This window comes from Verrucomicrobiia bacterium, assembly GCA_036268055.1.
Taxonomy (GTDB): Bacteria; Verrucomicrobiota; Verrucomicrobiia; order Limisphaerales; family Pedosphaeraceae; genus DATAUW01.
Genome location: DATAUW010000013.1, coordinates 71,674 through 90,931, shown reverse-complemented (window position 1 = coordinate 90,931; position 19,258 = coordinate 71,674). Strand labels below are relative to the sequence as shown.

At 55.7% G+C, this 19,258-nt stretch carries 6 protein-coding genes; 1 reads left to right on the top strand and 5 read right to left on the bottom strand.

The window, feature by feature from the left end:
* Positions 1-66: 66 nt before the first annotated feature.
* A complete protein-coding gene (locus tag VH413_07370; protein HEX3798504.1) occupies positions 67-11,037 on the bottom strand; it encodes a CARDB domain-containing protein in 10,971 nt (3,656 codons plus the stop codon).
* 66 nt (positions 11,038-11,103) lie between these two features.
* Positions 11,104-12,357, bottom strand: a complete 1,254-nt coding sequence (locus VH413_07365; GenBank protein ID HEX3798503.1) for a hypothetical protein — start codon at positions 12,355-12,357, stop codon at positions 11,104-11,106.
* 459 nt (positions 12,358-12,816) lie between these two features.
* On the opposite strand from VH413_07365, the gene VH413_07360 reads away from it, so the two are divergent.
* Positions 12,817-13,773, top strand: coding sequence for a tartrate-resistant acid phosphatase type 5 family protein (locus tag VH413_07360; GenBank protein HEX3798502.1), 957 nt, complete (start codon positions 12,817-12,819; stop codon positions 13,771-13,773).
* On the opposite strand, the gene VH413_07355 is transcribed toward VH413_07360, so the two are convergent.
* Genes VH413_07355 through VH413_07345 form a run of 3 tightly spaced genes read right to left on the bottom strand, consistent with a single transcriptional unit; the run spans position 13,760 to position 19,244 of the window.
* Positions 13,760-16,882 (bottom strand): efflux RND transporter permease subunit, encoded by a 3,123-nt coding sequence (locus VH413_07355; GenBank protein HEX3798501.1) that lies wholly within the window; start codon positions 16,880-16,882, stop codon positions 13,760-13,762. The genes VH413_07360 and VH413_07355 overlap by 14 nt on opposite strands.
* Before the next feature lie 2 nt (positions 16,883-16,884).
* Positions 16,885-17,850 carry a hypothetical protein gene (locus VH413_07350; protein HEX3798500.1) on the bottom strand — a complete coding sequence of 322 codons (966 nt, stop codon included), beginning with the start codon at positions 17,848-17,850 and terminating at the stop codon, positions 16,885-16,887.
* Positions 17,847-19,244 carry a TolC family protein gene (locus VH413_07345; GenBank protein HEX3798499.1) on the bottom strand — a complete coding sequence of 466 codons (1,398 nt, stop codon included), beginning with the start codon at positions 19,242-19,244 and terminating at the stop codon, positions 17,847-17,849. Before VH413_07345 ends, VH413_07350 begins: the two co-directional genes overlap by 4 nt.
* Positions 19,245-19,258 lie beyond the last annotated feature (14 nt).

The following is a 19,258-nucleotide window of genomic DNA, read 5'->3' as shown; positions in this document are numbered from 1 at the left end:
TTATAGCGACGTGATTGGAAACTGATTCGGCTTGCGCTACGTCGGCCGCCTGTTCATTTTTCTAACTCACGGAACGGTGCCGCGGAAGAATCGTCCCGGCTCACCTTTATTGGTCAGAATAATTGTCTGTGAACTATTCGTGAGCGTGATTTGACTAAGTGGAGACCACACGGCGTTGGTTCCCAGAGCGGATGAAGTTTCAAGACCATAAAGTGTTCCGGGGAAACCGCTCAGTTGCAAACTCAGCAGCGTATTGCTGGTGCGATTGATGGACAGCATCGGCGGCGGCGCTTTCACTTCCAGTATGTTGAAGAAGGCTTCCGGCAAACTCGAGTTGGACAGTGACAACGTCATCGCACGGCCCGATTGCACGAATTGTTGAATTTCTGTCCAATGGTTCGTCGCCAGATTCGTACTCATGAGCAATCCGTAAATCGCGCCGGGACGTCCGTAAAGTGTCAGTGATGGCGGCGGCGCATTGCTGTTAAGATCGAGCAATGAAAGTTTCGGCGGCGTTCCTGCTTTGATGCCGAGGACAGGTTCACGGCCCACAATGATGACTTGGCCGTTGATGCCGGTTGTGTTCGTGATTAATTTTCCCGTCGTATCTTCTCCCATGACCTGATTAGCGCCCAGTTTGGCGACGGAAGAATGATAATTCGTTATCGTCTGAAAATTAAGCGTGGCGAGCGAACGCGTGCTCGCCGTTTGCAAGGCGGGATTAAGATTGAAACCCACCGTATAAGTATTGGTTCCATTCGGGATGAGGCTGATGCCGCTGACTTCCGCGCTGATTCCCCGCAGCGCGAGATTCGTCAACTGCGATCCCGGCGCGGTCAGTTGCAGATTCACGTTGGTCAGTTGCAAACTGTCCGCCAGCACGACGGGCACGTTGTTACTCTCGCCGGCGAACACATTCGTCGAACCGATCGAAAGCGTAATGTCGCTTAGCGTATCCAGCACGATTACGGAGAATGTCTGCGTGGCGCTCAATGACGGAACCCCGTTGTCGGTCACAACCACTTTGATGAGGTTGGTGCTGGGGCCTTGCGTGTCCGTCGGACGCCACGAGAAAATGCCAGTGTGTGAATCAATACTCGCGCCAGTGGGCACTGGATTTCCGAGACTGAAGGTGAGCGCGTTGGTGGGAATGTCATAATCCACCGCGCTATTTGTTATTCGCAGGAGAAAACCTTCAGCAATGGTGTAATTGCCAATCGGCGAAAGTATCGGCGACTGGTTCACTTCATTTACGATCACCGTGACGCTGCCCGTCGAACTTAGTGGTGGAAAACCATTGTCAGTGACAATCACATTGATGGTGTTCGTGCTTGGCCCATCAAGTTCCGTCGTCGGCCACATGAGGATGCCGGTGGAGGAGTTGATCGTCACATTCGCCGGCGCCCCGGAACCAAGCTTGAATGTAAAGGTTTGTTGCGGCACGTCGGAATCGCTTACGCGCGGCGTCAGCGAAAGTGTATCGCCTTCATTGATCGTCACGCGGTTGCTGGCGAACGAAATGGTAGGCGGCGTGTTCGAGAGCGAGACGGTGGTGGTGGCATCAGGTGTTGCCGGCGGCGCTTCGACATTGCCAGCAGTGTCGGTGGCGATGCTGTAGAATGAATACGTATGGCCCGGCTGGCCCGAGTAAAGCGCGCCAGTCTGCGTCGTGTGCGGCTGCCAGACGGTGAACGGTGAATTATTATCGGACGCGTAAATATCATAGAAGGCGAGGGGAGCTTGGCCTTCCAGATTAGCGCCGCTCCAAACCACGCCGAAAGTGCTTGGACTGAACGGTGGCAGCGCAAACACGGCGCTGATCGGGGCATTCGTCTGCGGGATGCTTGATGGCAACGCATAGACGAGAATGTAAGTGTACGGGCCGGCGTTGGTGTGATAATCCATCAGGTGCAATAGATTTTCGTGAATCGGCGGTTGACCCAAACCGATGAAGGTACGGTCGGTCGTCCAGAAATTATTCGTGTTCATGTTGGTGCCATTTGAGTGAATGACACCGACGAGCGGGAATTGTCCATTCGCGGGGTCAGGCACTTGCACATAGGTGAAACCTGACGGAAACGTCGCGTTGAGTTGCACCTGCAAATGGTTGTTGCCCGCGGGCGCGTCAGGCGTGGCTGTCTCCACGACGCTCACCGGTTCGATGCGACCATCGCTCAGATAAAGTGTGTCGGGCAAATAATTGAAGTCGGCAATGTCGTTGACGAGAAAATCCGGGAGGCCATCGTCGAACGCGCCTTCCGCCTGCACAAGATGATTCATCTCGTGAATCTCGACACCGTCAATCAGTGAGAGACGAGGATTTCCCAGCGGGTCCACATGCTCGAACGTCGCGCTGTAATTGATGAACAAACCTTGCAAGGTCGAAGTCAACAGCCAGCGTCCAACCACGGTGTCGTTCGGAAGAATGTCGCCAAAATCCACCGTGAGCGAAGGCGATACCGGCTGGTTGCCAACTTGCGCCCCGATGATCTGGAAGTTCACCAACAACCCTTTTTCGTTATCCACGATCTGCGGCTGCGCGGAGGTGATATGGAAATCATACGCCGTGCCGTAACCGCGGTTTTGAACCATCACTGCGAGCGAGTAGGGGATCGAAGGCTCGATCTGCGGAGTCGTCGGATCATCCGCATAGACATCACGTTGATGGAAATATTTCACATAAAGCTGCGGATTCGGCTGCACAGAAATGGAGGCGGGCGAAAGCGGCAAACTGACCGCGACACCATTGAGCGTATAATTTAACGAGCCGCTGACGAAATAATTTGTCGGTGCTTGCGGCGCCGCGTCAATCGTTGGGATCAATGTCCACTGGGCCGTGCCTGCGCTGTTGGGCAGAAGTTCGCCCGTGCCGTTCACGGCATTCAACTCGCCAGTCAGCGTAGGCGCTTCAATGCCGAACAGGCTGGACACATCCTGCCCGGCGGCGTTTTGGACGACAAGATTGACCTTCACATTTTCCAACGGCGTGCCGCCGCTGTTGTTCAGTTGCAGCGTGGCGCTGAAAGCATCGCGCGTCAGCACGGCGTCCTGGTCAAGTTGCAGCACGACTTTCGCGCAAGTGCCTTCGCCGCCGAGCATGGATTCGGCGCTTTGCAGCGCGCCAAAAAATCCCGCCACCGGATCGGCATAGCCCGCCGCTTGCGACGCCTGATATTGCTGACCGATGTCCAAGGCCAGCGCGGACATGTCGTAGAGTGAAATAAAATTGGTGTTTCCACCGGGAGCCACATTCGTCGGTGAATAGACGCCCGCCACCCAGTTACTGATGCTGAGATTCCAGCGGTTGAGCATGTTCACGACGTCCGCGCCGCTGACCGTGCTGGGAACCTGCATCGCCATAAGGCTGTTGAACTCGTCCGGCGAAATGAAGATGCCGGAGGGACTGTCAGATTGTATGGCCTGATTGAAGGCACTGAAAAACGCGCCGAACGCGCCACCGGAACCGGGCGCGAACCAATGCCCATCCGTGTCATTGATGATCATCTGGATCATCTGAATGCTCGAATAACTTCGTGCAATATAAACATCCATCGGATCCACCGGCGACAATCCTTCGCCCGTCGTCAGATCCAGCGGGCGCGAACCGCCGCCCAACGCATGCGAAACACATGACGGGACGGTGGACAGCGCGCCGCCACATTTGCAACGGAGAATGCTCCACAAACAAGCGACGGTATTGCCGATTGGTCCCAGGCAACCGACGCCTTGCACGACACAATTCTCACCCGTGGTTGCATTAAAACCTTGCGTGGCCAATCCCGCAAAGCAACTCCAGCCACCGTAAGCGCAACCAGCCGGGGTATAGCCGATGCCGCATTCGACAATGGCCTTGGCCAGGCATTGATCGCACGTCGAAGGCGACGATTGTCCTGGTGGAATATTGATTGGGCCGCCAGTGCAGCCGTCGCATCCTACGAAGACAATGGTGCCACCAGCGCCGCCGGTCGGCGTGCCGCAATCGCCAGTCACATTGAACACTGGAATCGGAATGCCCGTGCTGATATCATATTGGCCGCAAAGGAAAAGGTAGCCGATGCTGATGGACACTTCGCAATCATCGTCCGTGGGACGAAGGCCGGTATTGGCGACGCGCGTGATGCGCATGGGAACCGTCACCGTGCCGTGCGCGGGCAAGTCGCCGATATTCTTCGTCAGTAAATCGAATTGGTAATTCGGATTGTCCGAGATGTTGATTGTGACGCTGTGGACCGCGATCAAGCCATAGTTGGCCAACGTCAGCGGCACGTCCATGAATTGTCCCGGCTGTTGCAATGAAGCGAGATCGAGCGATGCCGGTGTGGGCACGACCACTGGCGCGGGAACATTCGCCTCGAATTCTGCCTGCACGGTGATATGAGTCACGTCCTGAATCTGGGTCGGCACAACGGTCCACGTGTAAGTCACCGTTTGCATCGAGAGGAAAGTTTCAACGTCCGTGGTCGTTCCCGCCGTCACCGTCGCCGAGCCTTTGAATGAAGCATGCTGCGTGGCCGTGACATCGAGTTCATAAACGCCTTCCATAACATTCGACGCGATGAATTGGCCGGTAGCATCCGTGACGCCCGTGGCAACGACGCTTCGGCTCAACGGATCAATGAGCGTGACGCTCGCGTTGGTTAGCGGCGGCGAATTCGTGGCGAAGAAAGTCAATTCATCCACCGAATGCACGCGCAAATTTCCGTGGCCGTCGGACACGCAATTAAAGGTGAATGGCACCGTGACGCCAATGCCGCTCCCGCTGACTGTGAGCGCACCGGTATAAGGTCCGAGCGCGAGATCGGTCGTGGGCGTCAAGAGTACCGTGACCATGTTGGAGCCGCCGGGCGGCAGCGAGGGCAGGGGATTGGTCGTCGCAATAGTCAGCCAGGGCGCGGCGGGCGCGCTGACGGTCAACGGCCCCGAAGCCGCGCCGCCAAGATTGAGGATTTCAAATTGAACCGAAGTTTGCGCGCCGCGAAGCATGGCCGAATTGAGTTGCGAAGGGACGACGGAAAGTTGTGCCACCAGCGGCACCACCGTCACATTCACCGGCAAGTCCAGCGCCACGCCTTCCGTCGAGGTGATATGCACATTGAATGAGCTTTGCCGAATAGTCGAATCGCTGGCTGAGACGTGAATGATAAGCGTCGCCGATCCTTGACCTGTCAGGAAATTCGGAGTGAACATGGTGCTAGCCGTGATATTCTGCGCCGTGCCCGAAATGCTCGCCGTCAAACCGGTCAACGGCACCTCACTCAAATTCTGCACCGTGACCGCGCTGCTTGCGCCGCCGCCTTCCGTCACTGATAGCGTCACCGGATTCGGGGTGAGCGACACACCAAGAATTGTGAACGAATCTTGCGCGGGCGCGCTGGTGATTCCTGGCGCGACTGCCGCGATGGTGTACATGCCCGCCTCAGTCTGGAGCGGCGTGAAGATCGTGCTGAAATCGCCATTGGCATCGGTGGTGACGCTGATGGTGCGTTCAAAGCCGCGGACGGTGAGGAGAATATTTACCGGTTTGTTCGCCGCCGGACCGCCCGCGACCAGCGTGGCCGAACCGGACAACGGAACCGGCGTGCCCGCAGCCACGTTGGTGACACCCGCTTTCACGGTCGCGGTATATTCGCTTGTGATCACCACCGGCGTGGAACTGATTGTTTGATTATTCAACTCGTTTAACTCCGTGGCGTTATTGCCGGCGTCAGCAGCTACGACCACGTAGTAAGTTCCCGGCGGCGGAACGGCAGTTCCAGGAACGACGACAAATTGATCCACAAATTGTCCCGATTGCAATTGGCTGCCGTAAGTCGCCGCGCCCACGAGCAGGTTGGTTCCAGAATTCACGGCGGGAGTGAGATAAACATTTTGCGCGACTGAATTCGTCAATGTCCCAAGCCCCTGGTTCAACAGGCGGAAACTTACGGTAAGTGGTTCGCCCGTGAACGCCGTGGCGGGCGCGGTGACGCTGTTGATAACCAGATCTGGCAAGCCGAGGTCAGTGACCATCATCACGGCCGTCGCGCTCGCGACATTGGTCGCGCTGGCGTTGATGGCAACGGATTGGTTCGTGTTCGAGAGGCCGTCGTCAAGTGAAGCGATGGGGAAGGTGGCGCTCGATTGGCCATTTGAAATAACAACCGTGGCGGGAAGAGACACTTCGTTGCTCACACTCAAAGACAAGTGAACAACCAGATTGCTCGTCGCTGGAGTATTGCGTGAGACGGTTGCCGTCGTCGCCGGGTTAAGGCCTTTGCTCACGACTCGATTGGCGATGGTCAATCCGAGTGCGGGACCATTGGTATCCTGCACCACGAGTTCCTCCGTGGCGATAAAACCAGTGGGATTGCTCGCAACGTCCAGTGATTGTGCCGAAAGCAAAGTCAACTTCGGCCCGGTCACAATATTATCCGCGACTGCCACCACATAAAATGTCCCCTGGCTTTGCAATGCAGGAATGGTCACGGTGGCGGGCACTGTCGCAGCCGCAGTATTGCTGCTTGCCAGCGCTACGGTGACTGGCTGATCGGTCACGGGTATGCGCGTGATGGTTCCAACCGCAGCGAACGGCCCGTCACCTTCGCTGATGTTCGTGCGATCCAAAGCCAGCATGAGCATCGGCGCGTCGTTATCCACCACGCTCAAATTGGCCACGGCACTTATGAATCCCGGAGCCGCTGCGGACAACGTCGCCGAGGTTGGCGGATCAATCGTCGTATTATCCACTGCAAGCAACGTGAAGCTGACTGAATTTGAACCCGCAGGAATCGTCGCTGAAGCCGGTGTGCTCAGGCGGCTCGGATTGGAACTCGAAATAGCCACGACCACCGGTTGTGTCATGGTGGTATCACTTGAAATCGTGACATTGATGGTTTGGCCTTCGGTGATTTGTGAGACCGGTGAGAGAGACAAATGCGGCGCATCGGTATTCATCACGAGCACTTGCGAATTGGCTTGGACGAAACCGGAAGCTTGCGCGGAAATCGTCACCAATGCATCGGGATCAGCGATGCCATTGTCGAGCACCGTCGTATTGAATGAAACCGAGGTTGCGCCCGCCGCAATCGTCACAATCGCAGGCACGCTAAGATGGCCGGGCGCGCTGCTCGAAAGTGAAACGACCAGGGCGGACGCCGTCGAGCCGTTGCGTTCCACCAGCGATGTCAGATTGGGTGAGGAAGTATTTTCAGCTACGTTCGTGACGGGCAACATCAGCGACAACGCTGCCGGCACGGTGATGATATTTTGCGCGAGCGCGATGTTGTTGGATTCGTTCTGTTCGGGAATCACATTTTCGCTATCCACAAATACGGCAACGCGCAAACCTCCCGCCGGTCCAGCCTGCGGAATCGCCGCTTGCTCATTTCTCGTGACGCTTCCGTTCGCAGCAAGGTCATTCGTGTAGGTAAACGAACCCAGCAAGGGGTATGCCGAGAGATTCGTCGAGAATTGTCCGAGCGTGAGACTCGACGGAACCAAATAAACACTTTCGCGCCACGAATTGCTCAACGTGGCCACGCCGATATTCGTAACGGACCACGAAATCGGAATCGTCGCGCCGATTGAAGCCTGCGACGGCGCGGTCACTTGTCCCACAACCAGATCCGGCAGCGGCGGAACGGTCAGCGTAAGGGCCGAGGCGAGAATGTTATTTGCCTCCACCGATTCCGTGATGGAGTTGTCCGCGTCCGCTTGCACGATCAGCCAATAACTGCCCGCCTGCGATTGCGGCGTGAACGGAACCGTCACACTGGCTGAATTGGTGTAACTGCCGCCCGCCGCCAAAGTGTTTACCGGCGAAGCCACGGTTTGCAACGCCACCGCCCCCGGTACCAGACTGCTGCTGGGCGAAAGGAAGATACGGTCATTCCAGCCCGAGAGCGCCGTTCCGTTGCCTTTATTCGTGATCACGTACGATACGTTGAAGGTCTGACCAAGCAATGCGGTGCCGGGCGTGGTGAATTTCGCCACGCTCAAATCCGGTGATTGAATCAACACTGGTGTTGGAGCGACAAAGTAGTTGTTGCCTTCATTTCCTTCCGTCACCTGGTTCGCGCTATCCACCAGCACGGCCAGCCAATAATTTCCCGATAGCCCCGCAGGAAGAATCACCGTTGGTGAGCGCGTGACGGCATTATTCGCAGCCAGGGAGTTTGAGGAAGTGATCGTGAGCACTACGGTTGCATTCGTGCCCGCAGGATTATTGGCGACCAATAATTCCTCCTGCCACGGCGCATTCGCCATAGAGAAACCGCCATTGGTAATCATCCACGAAACTGCGACCGGTTGGCCCGCGAGAATGGTTGAGGGCGATTGGATACCGGTCACGAACAAATCCGGCGGCGGCACGTTGACGGTGAGCGAGGCCGGCATGCTGTTGTTCAACCCGGCGATATTGCTGACCTGCACGAAATAATTTCCCGCATCGGAAAATTGCACATTCGTCAGGATGAGGGATGAGTTCGTGGTAAACGGCAAACTCATCGTTCCGTGGAACCATTGGAAGGCCAGCGGCTGCGAACCTTGAGCGGTCACGCTGAATGAAGTCGTCGCGCCTTCAAAGACGGTTTCGTTCAGCGGTTGCTGAGTGATCGAAGGCGGCACGGGCGCGCTCACTTCAATCTGATGCAACGCCTCGGCGATGTTCGTGCCCTGATCCAGATTTTCAAAAACGGCGTCACCGGCATCGGTCATCACGAAGACATTAAAATCTCCCGTCAGGTTTGCCGGTATTTGAACCGCTGTGATTCCAATATAACCATGGGCAAAGCTTAACGCGCCGGAATGCGTGACGTTCGTTAAGATCACATCATCCGCATCGCCAAAAGTATTATCTGAGGAGAGCACTACGCGATCATTCCAGGCGCTTACCGGTGAGCCATTCTGTGTCGAAGTCGAGCCCGCGCCGATGTTCGTCACCGCCCAACTAATCGTGATGACCTGGCCGCTGTAAGCTGTCGCGGGCACGATGACATTGGTAATCGCGAGATCGGCAAACGTGCCTGCAACAGCATTTGGCGCGGCGGACACGGATTGAACCACTTTATTTTCTCCGCCATCAATGTTCACCGCCGTCACCGCGAAGAAATAAGAAGTGCCATTCACCAGACCGCTGACATCACCGCGTGTGCCGCGAGTCGTGACGACGGGCGATAGACCCGTGACGTTCGTGAAGGCGGTCGGGGATTCATAGACATTGTAGGCCTGCACGAGATTGTTCGGTTCAACTTGCAGCCACGTCACTCGCACGAGATTGCCCAATGATTCGGTCACAACGGGCGAAGGATTGTTGAGCAGGGTCGCACCGAGCACCGAGACGCCTGCGCTCTCCGTGCCGAAAGTATCCACGGTCGTGATGCGGAAAGGATAGCCGGTGGCAAATTGCAGATTCGTCGCATCGTAAGAAGTGGTGGTCGCGGGCAGCGACAATGGGTTTGTTGCACTGTTGAAATAAATATTGTAATGGGCGAGAAACGCATCCACTTGCACCGGCACAATCCAGGTGAAGTGCAATGAATTCGAAAACGAAGTCGCGCTGACATTTTGCACATCACCCAGTGCGCCAACCGATGCCTGAGCCGAAACCGCTCGAACCGTAGGATTAAAATTCCCCACGGCGCTCTCCGCCACGACCGCCACATAATAAATATCGCCGCCGTGTAAACCCGTCACCGTGAAGTGAGGATTTCCCGCTGGCGCGAATTCATACGGCGTCATGTCCGACACATTGGTAAAAAAGGAATCAGCCACATACACGCGATAACGCACGACATCGTTTTCAATCGCTTCATCGTAACTCGACCAGTCCAGATCAATCGCGCTGAAAGCTGACACGGAAGTATTCGCCATGAAACCACTGCTGATGCCCGTCACCGGGTCCGGCACGGAATTATCCGGCACGACTATTGAGGTTTCCCTTGAAATGGCTTGCGGATATGGATCGGCCCCATTGCCACCGACGAAGACATTATACTCTCGCGAAAAAGTCTGCGCTGTCAGCACGTAAGCCGCAGAATAATTAACCGCTGAAATCAGTCCGCCCTGCGCATCCACCGCGACCACTGCAAAATAATGATCTTGAAACGCCGTGAGATTGCTGACCATCACCGCAAACGTGCCCGCCGACACAGTGGTATAAGGCGTCAGCCCGGATACGTTGGTGAACGGCTGCGAAGAAATATAAATGTTATAGCGTACCACATCTTCCTGCAGGTCTTCGTCGTAAGTGCTCCAATTCAAGGAAGCGCCGTCGCCAGTCGGTGTGGCTGTGACGGTGATCGGCACGACCGCCGGGGGAGCAGGAGTAGATATGACGGCGCTGACTTCACGAGAAACAGTTTGTGGATAAAGATTGCTCTGGTTGCCTCCCACGAACACGCAATATTCGCGCGAGAACGCCTGCGCGGTTAATATATATGCAGCCGCGTAGCTCACCACCGGGTTGTAATTCCCCAACTCGTCCTCCGCCACCACGGCGAAATAATGGTCCTGAAACACCGGCAGGTTTGTGATCGTCAATAGCTGCGTTCCCGCGGGCACTCGCAGATAAGGCGTCATCCCGGTCACATTGGTGAACGGCCCGTTGGATAGATAAATCAAATAGGTGACAACGTCGTTTTGCGAAACTTCATTGTAACTGCTCCAATTTAGCGTGGCGGAATCGCCTGTCGGACTGACCGTGACGAGCAGTTGCGAAATCGTGGCGGGAGTTGCCGGAGTGGTGACGACCAAACTTGTCTCCCGAGAAATCGCCTGGGGATAAACACCGACAGGGTCAGTGCCAATAAATAGCGAAGTATCACGCGATGTGATTTGTTTGTCCGGCGTCGTCAAATCATCGCCCACAAAAACCGCATACTCGCGCGTGAATGTTTCTTTCAGCAAAAGCTGGGTTTGGGCAAACGACGAAAGTGTCGTCATGAGAAGCAAAAACAGTGCAACCAGACCCGGCATCTTCCCGGCGTCAAAAAGACAGCCGGTGAACCGCTCGCCAGGGCGGAGTGATTGCGTCTGCGCTTTGCCTGAAGGCTTGGTCATGGTAGCAAGACCACGAAAGTTATTTTGCGCCGTTGATGTTTCCCTCGCGGGTAAAAACCAGCCGTCCTACGGGCGCACCACGCGCACGATGACCGACGAATATCCGTCCTGCACCGGTACATTGGTGGCAAGCCACCGGATAACCATTGGGTTCGTGCTGATGATTTGATTCAACCCGGCCACGACTTCCGTATATTGTGCGTTTGCGCGCGGCGAAACCCGCACATTGACGATCGCGGCGGTTTCGACATTGGTCGTCTCGACAAGCACCTGCGTATTGGTGACTTCAGGCAGCGCAACATCCGGTCCGAACGTGCCAAATGACGCGCGCGGATCGGCTGGCGCAGTCACATTGCCGATGGAAATAATTTTTGCGGAAGGACCCGTGCTCGGAGGCCAGATCACCGGAGTAGATCCAGCTTGCAGCGCAAGAATGCTCGGGTCGGGATTGACCTGGCTATTATTGTTATTTGTCACGCGCTCAATTCTGATGCGACCCAACCCGCCAGGATGGTCGCCAGCACCACCGAGAGCTTGAATGATTCCGCTGCCGCTAAATGTATTCGCCACCAAACGTATGCCGCCGCCGCTGCCGCCGCTGGCGCCTTGTTGTCCGTAACCGCCGTTCGCTGAAACTGTTCCCGCGACTGTAAGATTGCCGCCGCAGGCCACCAAGACCGCGCCGCCGCCGGCGCCGCCGCCGTTTGGAAAATTATAATATCTTCCCGCGCCGCCCGAACCACCTATCAACGGTATCAGCGAGGCATTTCCATACGCGGGCGAACCAAGGCTTCCCACCGTGCCGTAGCTGCCGCCCGAACCCTCGTCGCCACTGGTATAAGGTTGCCCACCACCCGGTCCAAATCCCGGCCCGCGATCCACACCCGGCGTATAGTATCCCGTGCCGCCCCTAAAACCGCCCGGCCCCGGCTCGGCGAGTCCTGGCGCAGCCAGGCCCGGCTGGCCGTCCAACACCAGTGACCCGTTGATCGTCACATCACCAGTGACGAGCCACACCAAAGGCGCGTGGCTGCCATGATTGGTGAACGTGAGCGCCGCGCCATTTGAAATCGTGACGGACGAATATTTGAATACGACCGCCCACATGTTGGAATCGTAAATACCCTTGCCGGCATTGGCGGAATCATTGTCATTCCAATTTCCCGTCACCGCGCGGGACAGGTCAATGACGGTGTTGGAGGCGATAACGAGCGCGCCATCCGAACCGTCGCTGGGGATGGTCAGTTGCGCGAACGCAGCGGGCGCGCACGCCGCGATGATGGCGGCAAACGCAGCCGAAATAAGTCTGCTAGTTTTCATGGTTTGTGGTTGGTTGGTTTTGCAACAATACGAACGATACGTTTACGAATTGATCATGGATGCATCGCACCGTAAATTTTTTTTCGGACATTTTCCCCGCCGAAATCTGTAAGAATGATTCAGCCCCCGCCGCAGGATTTCAATGAAGCCAGGATTGCCAGGACCGCTGTACGAAATGGGAGTCCGGTTTCAGTTTGGAACGACGGCAAATGAGAACATGCTCATTAAAAAATGTCAATCCAAGTTTGGCTGGATCAGCAATTTTTATGCGACAATTTCACTGAAATCGAGAAAGTGCTCCAGCGCAAAAACTAACACGTTCTATGTCAGCGCTGTGTCATTGAATCCCAAATCTTTTCGATGCGTCGAAAGCGTGACGACCGTGTGATACTTTGGTGACGATGCGCTCGAACTATTGACTTCAAGTATTATCTTGGCCCAGTTTGAAAGAATATGAGTATGAAACAGACCCGACGTGAATTTGTCCGCACCCTTTTTATTGCCACCGCCGCCAGCCAGCTTGCGCCTGGCAAACTTTTTGCCGAATCCACGCCGCCGATTTCTCCCGATGATTTTAATTTCCAGATCTTCGGTGATTGGGGACGCCGTGGCGAACGCGACCAAACTGAAGTCGCCGCGCAGATGGCCGTTTCCGCCAAAGCCACCAATCCGCGCTTCATCATATCCGTGGGCGATAATTTTTACGAAAACGGCGTTGCTGATGTGAACGACCCGCTCTGGAAAGTTTCCTTTGAAGATGTTTATAGCGATCCCGCCCTCCAAATTCCCTGGCATGTGATCCTTGGTAACCACGATTATAACGGCAATAGCGCCGCCCAGTTGGAATACGGCCACTCGCATCCGCGCTGGAACATGCCCGCCCGTTACTATTTACAGACGCATCAGATTGACGAGAAGACGACCGCCGATTTCTTTTATCTGGATACGTCGCCCATGATTCACTCGTACCGCGTCTCGCACAGCAAGCTCGGCGTTCACGTTGCCGAACAGGACGTGCCTAAACAACTCGCGTGGTTCAAGGAAGCATTGGCCGCTTCCAAAGCGCAATGGAAAATCGCCATCGGCCATCACCCGATTTATTCCGGCGGCGAACATGGCGACAGCAAGGATCTGGTGCGCGATATTCTGCCACTCCTTCACAAATATAAAGTCCAAGCCTGGTTTAACGGTCACGACCACGACTTGCAACATCTCATCGCCGGGGACTTGAATCTTTTCTGCTCCGGCGCCGGTTCGCAAGTCCGTCCGACCGAAAAAACTGTTCACACGAAGTTTGCCGAATCCCGTTCAGGTTTCACCACGGTTTCGATGCAATCCGATCGCATGTTCATTCACATGACGGATAATCACGGCAAATTGGTTTACACAAAGACCGTCCCGATCAAGGTTGCTTAGTTTTCCGTTGTGCGGGCGCTTTTTCAAACGGCGCCCATCTCAAGGCGACGATTGGCAGCACAAGTAAACTGAGGATTGTTGAAGTCACCAGCCCGCCCAGAATGACGACGGCCATCGGGCCTTCTATCTCACGTCCCGCCTCGCCAGCGGTGATCGCCAGCGGCAGCAAGCCCAGCCCCGTGACCAATGCCGTCATCAGAATCGGCAACAATCGCTCCGTCGCGCCGCGTTCCGCCGCTTCGGCTCCCCACGTCATATTTTCCTCGGCGATCAAATGTTGATAATGCGAAATCAGCAGAATGGAATTGCGCATGGTGATGCCAAACAAAGTTACAAAGCCAACCAGTGTTCCCAACGAGAGCGTCGCCTCCGCGCCAAACCATTTGCTGATGACGAGCGCAAAAACTCCGCCCACCAGCGCAAACGGCACGTTGATGATTACCAAAATTAAATTTCTCACATTGCCAAAAAACAAAATCAGCAGCAGGGCGATGCCGATGGCGGCGATGATCGCGTGGAGCAGAAATTCGTGATTGGCCTTTGCCTGCTGCTCCGCCGCCCCGGTGAATTCCAGATAGGTCCCGCCGGGCAATTTTACCGTCGCGGCGATTTTGCTTTTCGCTTCGGCAACAAATGAAGCCACGTCCCGGCCTTGCGGGTTGCACGTCACCGTTTGCCGGCGGCGCGCGCCATCGTGAAAAATGGACTCGCGCCCTTCGGTGAGGTAAACATCCGCGATCTGATTCAGCGGCAATCGCATGCCTTGTGAATTCGATATGAACATCGCCCCGACTTTTTCCGGGTCCTGCCGTTCCGCTGGCGGCAAAATTAAATTTACATCGAACACCCGGTTCCCCTCGTAAGTCTGCCCAACCACATGGCCCTGATAGGCGGTTTCCAGTGTGTCCAGGATTTCTCCCGGGCGAAATCCTAACTGAGTCACGCGGTCCTTCCTGAGCCGGATGGCCAGTCGCGGGGCGGTCGAGAATTCCCCCAACTGCACATCCGCCGCGCCAGGAACCGCCGACAACGTGCGGGCAATGTCCTTTGCCGCTGCATCCAGATCATCCAGATCATCGCCATACACGCTAACGACTACTTGCGCCGTCTCGCCAGAAACGGTTTCGCCGATGCGATCTCCCAAAAATGTCAGCACTTCCGATTGCAATCCGGGAAACGACGACAGCACCTCGCGAATTTCATCCTGCACCTTCGCCTGATCTTTGCTTGCCCCCGGTTTCAATTCGATGTGGAATTCGCAAATGCTGGGCGGCCAGGTATCTTCGCCCCGTTCGGCGCGGCCAATTTGCTGGGAGACGGATTGGATCGTGGGATTTTTCAATAATTCGCTGGCGATGATTCTTCCGACGCGGCGCATTTCCGGCAACGACGTGCCCGCCGTCATGGAAACCTGCGCCACGAAATGGCCTTCGCGAAAATCCGGCAACAATTCACGGCCGAGAAATGGCAGCACGGCAACCGACGCTGCAAACGCGAGCGCGGCAAGGGCAATGGTCATTTTCAGATGGCGGTTCACCAGTCGCAATGCACGCACATGAAACTCACGCATTCGCAAAATGAAACGCGGTTCCTCATGTTGTTTGATTCGCGAAAGCACTAGCAGGCACAGGGCAGGGGTAACGGTGAGCGCAACGGCCAGCGACGCGAGAATCGCCAAAATAAAAGCCAATCCCATTGGCGCAAAAAATTTTCCCTGCAACCCGGACATCGTTATCACCGGCAAAAATACCAGCACCAGAATCAGCGACGCATAAACCACCGGGCTTCGCACTTCGAGCGACGCGTCGAGCACAACGGCAAACAAAGGACGGGGATTGGCGGCCGTCAAATTCTGCCGCGCGCGCCGCAAAATATTTTCCACGTCAATGATGGCGTCGTCCACGACCATGCCGATTGCCACGACCAATCCGCCGAGTGTCATGGTGTTGATCGTCATCCCAAAATGGTCCAGAACCATGATCGCCGTGAGCAGTGAAAGTGGAATTGCCGTGAACGAAATGAATGCCGTTCGCAAATCCATCAAAAATAAAAACAAGACCACGACGATCAGAATCGTTCCGGTGAGCAGCGAGCCTTTTAGATTATGCAGCGCCGTTTCGATGAAGGTCGCGGGGCGATGCAGCGCGGGAATATATTCGATACCCTGGCTCGCCAACACCGGCTTCAATCCGTCCAGCGCTTGCTCGACCCGCCGCGTCACTTCGAGTGTATTGGCGCCATACTGGGATGCCGTCGTCATGAGGATGCCCGGTTTTCCATTAATCAATGCGTCGCCAAATTTGGGCGCGCCCGCCTCCACCACCTCCGCAACATCCCGCAGACGCACCGTCGCGTCCTCATGTTGAGTCACCACCGTTTCGCCTAATTGTACGGGCGTGAGTGATTGGCCGTCCGGCTGAATTACAATGCGTTGCGCGGGAGTTTCGATGAAGCCTGCGCCGCGAATTCCCGTCGCGCCATTAGCCGCCGCCAGCACATCCTGAAGCGACAGATTCAACGCGACCAGACGTTCGGGTCTCACTTGAATTTGGGTTTGCTTCACTTCGCCGCCAAATACTTTGACGCCCGCCACTCCCGCAACGGCGAGCAATCGCGGTTTGACGACCCAATCGCAAAAAGTCCGAAGTTCCATCGGCGATAATTTGTCCGAACGCAAACCGAACTTGAGCAGGTCCATCGTTGAGGACGTCAGCGGCGACATCGTCGGTTCTTTAACGCCCGCGGGAAGTTGACCGCCCAGTTGCGAAAGATTTTCAGAAAGCGATTGGCGGGCAATGTAAACATCCGTGCCTTCATTGAATACCGCCGTGACAACGGACAATCCCTGGATGCTTTCCGAGCGAATGGATTGCAGATTGCCTACGCCGCTCAACACATTTTCAATGGGGCTCGTCACCAGCGCTTCAACTTGCTCGGGCGCGAGCCCGGGTGCTTCCGCTTGGACCGTGACTTGCGGTTGGACGAATTCAGGGAATACGTCGAACTTCGCGTTCGCCGTCACGTAACATCCGTAACCAGTAAGCAGCAACGCCAGTGCGCACAGTACGCCTCGATGCCGCAAGGAAAGTTCGACGATTCGCTTTAACATGCTTAATCGCCGCCTCGCGCGGGATTGTTCTGGTTCATCTCGTCGGAAAAAAGAATCTGCGCGCCAGTGACCACGATTTGATCATTTGTCTTCAAATCGCCTGCCACGAACCACCCGTTTTCGAGTGGTGTATCGAGGGTTATACGTTGGCGGAAAAAATTGGTGCCGCCGGTTTGCAAATAAACCCACGGCTCGCCTTCCTGCCGAATCACCGCCGAACGCGGAACGACACATCCATCCCGTTCGCTGGAATCTTTCGCCAGATAAACCGTGACCGCCTGCCCGGGAGTAAGCGCGATGGAATTGGAGCGAACGATAAAAAGATAGCTCCGACTTTGGATCAGCGGATCGGTGGAGGTCGCGGGGCCAAGATTTTCGGCTTCCACACTTTCATCGTTCAAAGTCACGACTCGCGCCGTTGTGGGTTTGGCATCCAGACGCTCATTGATTGGAACTTCGGCCCGCACGACTGCGGAGTTCAACGCCGCCAATGACTCGGCCAATTCAGTCAGGTTGGTCCGATTGGCAATCGCTGTTCCCCAATCAGAAAGAATTTTCAAGCGCGTGGCCGAAAGTTGGGCCATGTCATGCGCGGCAGTGGCTTCGGCGGTTTGTACGGCGCGGGCCGAGGCGTTGTCCTGCGCGGCCAGTGATTGCAATCGCTTCAGTTCGGCCTGTGAGGCGTCGCTCATCGCTTTCGCTGCGATGAGATCGCCCGCCATTGAAACCAGCGAAGACGGATCAACCACCTTTCCATAGCATTTTAACTCGGGCGCAATCTGAATGCCCTTCACACTTTCCACCACCAAACCAATCCGTTTTTGTGTCTCAAGATCGAGGCTGATTTTGCCCGAAACATCGTTCGTGGTTTCCGCTTTATCCGGCGCGGCAGGTTTATCATCCGAGTCGGGTTTCTTGCATCCGAGAATGAGAAGGCTCGTGATGATCACGAGAAAAATAGATTTCATGGCGTTCTTTTATTTGCGGAAAGATTTCTGACACGCTCCGATTCCTTAAGCACAAGCGAGAAGTTGAGATTGGCGTCCAAACTGGTTTGCAACGCGGTTTCCAAAGCGCCGAGCGCCTGCTGCAATTTTAATTCCTCATCGAGCTTCACCAATTCCGCACCCGCGACATCCGCTTGCGCCATGAATAATTCAGTCCGTTCTGCTGCGCCGGCTTTGACTTGCGCCTGAATGGTGTTCTCCTGTTTCCTCGCAGTGTTCGATAAATTTCGCCCCGTCTCCAACTGTTCGAGCGCGATTTGGTAATCCGTCGTCGCGCCGTCAATTTGATTGATCACCTGCGCCTGAAGTTCCTCGAATTTCGCCGCTGCCGTTTTGCGGCGCGCGGCAGTTTCAGCGACCGGACCTTCGTTGTGATTAAGAATCGGCAGTTCCACGATCAACCCAAGCGACCATTTATTATCGCCGAGATCGAATTGGTAACCCGGGTCGAGGTGAACGTCGGGGTATTGTTTGGCGATCTCGAGATGATAACCTTGTTCGGCGGCTTGGTAATCCGCCAGCGCGCTGAGAATGTCGGACCGATGCGTCAAGGCAATGCGCCGAATGTCGGCGGATAAAATATTGGCGTCACCTTGGCGCGAAAAATCAAATGCCAGCGTGGCCTGATTCAACGCCACGATCGGAATGCCAATCGCCAGCGCAAGTTTCGCTCGCGCATCCGTCTCGCGCAAATGGGCATCGTCCAAATCAACGCGCGCGCGATCAGCCGACAGCCGTGGAGTGATGAGTTCGTTGCGCGAAATCTCGCCCGCATCCGCGCGTTGCTCCAATAATTTGTAAGCCTGCTCTTGCGCATTCGCCTGCTGTTTTAAAAGCTCGCTGCGTTTTTGCGCGGCGACGCTTTCCAATAAACTCGCTCGCACTTGTTCGCGCACTTGCCACGCGGCGGTGATGACGGCCGAGCGGCCTGAGAGCGAAAGATTAGTCGCTTGTGCCACGCGAATTTTACGTTTGCCGGCGGTTTCCAAAGGAACATCCAAAAACTCCAGCGGAAACCACGGCGTCATGCCGGCGGGCACGCTCGTGTCATAACCCGGCGTGACATTGAGCGTGGGATTCGGCCGCTCGTTCGCCGTCTTGATGCCCGCACTCGCTTCGAGCCATTGCGCGCGCGCCACTTCAAGACTCGGTTGAAAATAAAATGCGGCTGCCGTCAGCAATTCCTCATTCCAAACTTTCGGCGGCCATTCGGGAAATTTCTGATTGAGAGCTTTCTCGGCAAAATTTTGCAGTCCGGCATCATTCAACCGGCGCGAATCAAAACGATCAGCGCTCTCCATCGGTGCGATTGGCCGCGGGTGATAATGCACGCAGCCGGCCAACAGCAAGGTCATGAAAACAAAAAATA

What these genes read in the sequence shown, in the direction of transcription:
- VH413_07370 (HEX3798504.1), bottom strand. Translation starts at nt 11,037, where the DNA reads ATGACCAAGCCTTCAGGCAAAGCGCAGACGCAATCACTCCGCCCTGGC.
- VH413_07365 (HEX3798503.1), bottom strand. Translation starts at nt 12,357, where the DNA reads ATGAAAACTAGCAGACTTATTTCGGCTGCGTTTGCCGCCATCATCGCG.
- VH413_07360 (HEX3798502.1), top strand. Translation starts at nt 12,817, where the DNA reads ATGAAACAGACCCGACGTGAATTTGTCCGCACCCTTTTTATTGCCACC.
- VH413_07355 (HEX3798501.1), bottom strand. Translation starts at nt 16,882, where the DNA reads ATGTTAAAGCGAATCGTCGAACTTTCCTTGCGGCATCGAGGCGTACTG.
- VH413_07350 (HEX3798500.1), bottom strand. Translation starts at nt 17,850, where the DNA reads ATGAAATCTATTTTTCTCGTGATCATCACGAGCCTTCTCATTCTCGGA.
- VH413_07345 (HEX3798499.1), bottom strand. Translation starts at nt 19,244, where the DNA reads ATGACCTTGCTGTTGGCCGGCTGCGTGCATTATCACCCGCGGCCAATC.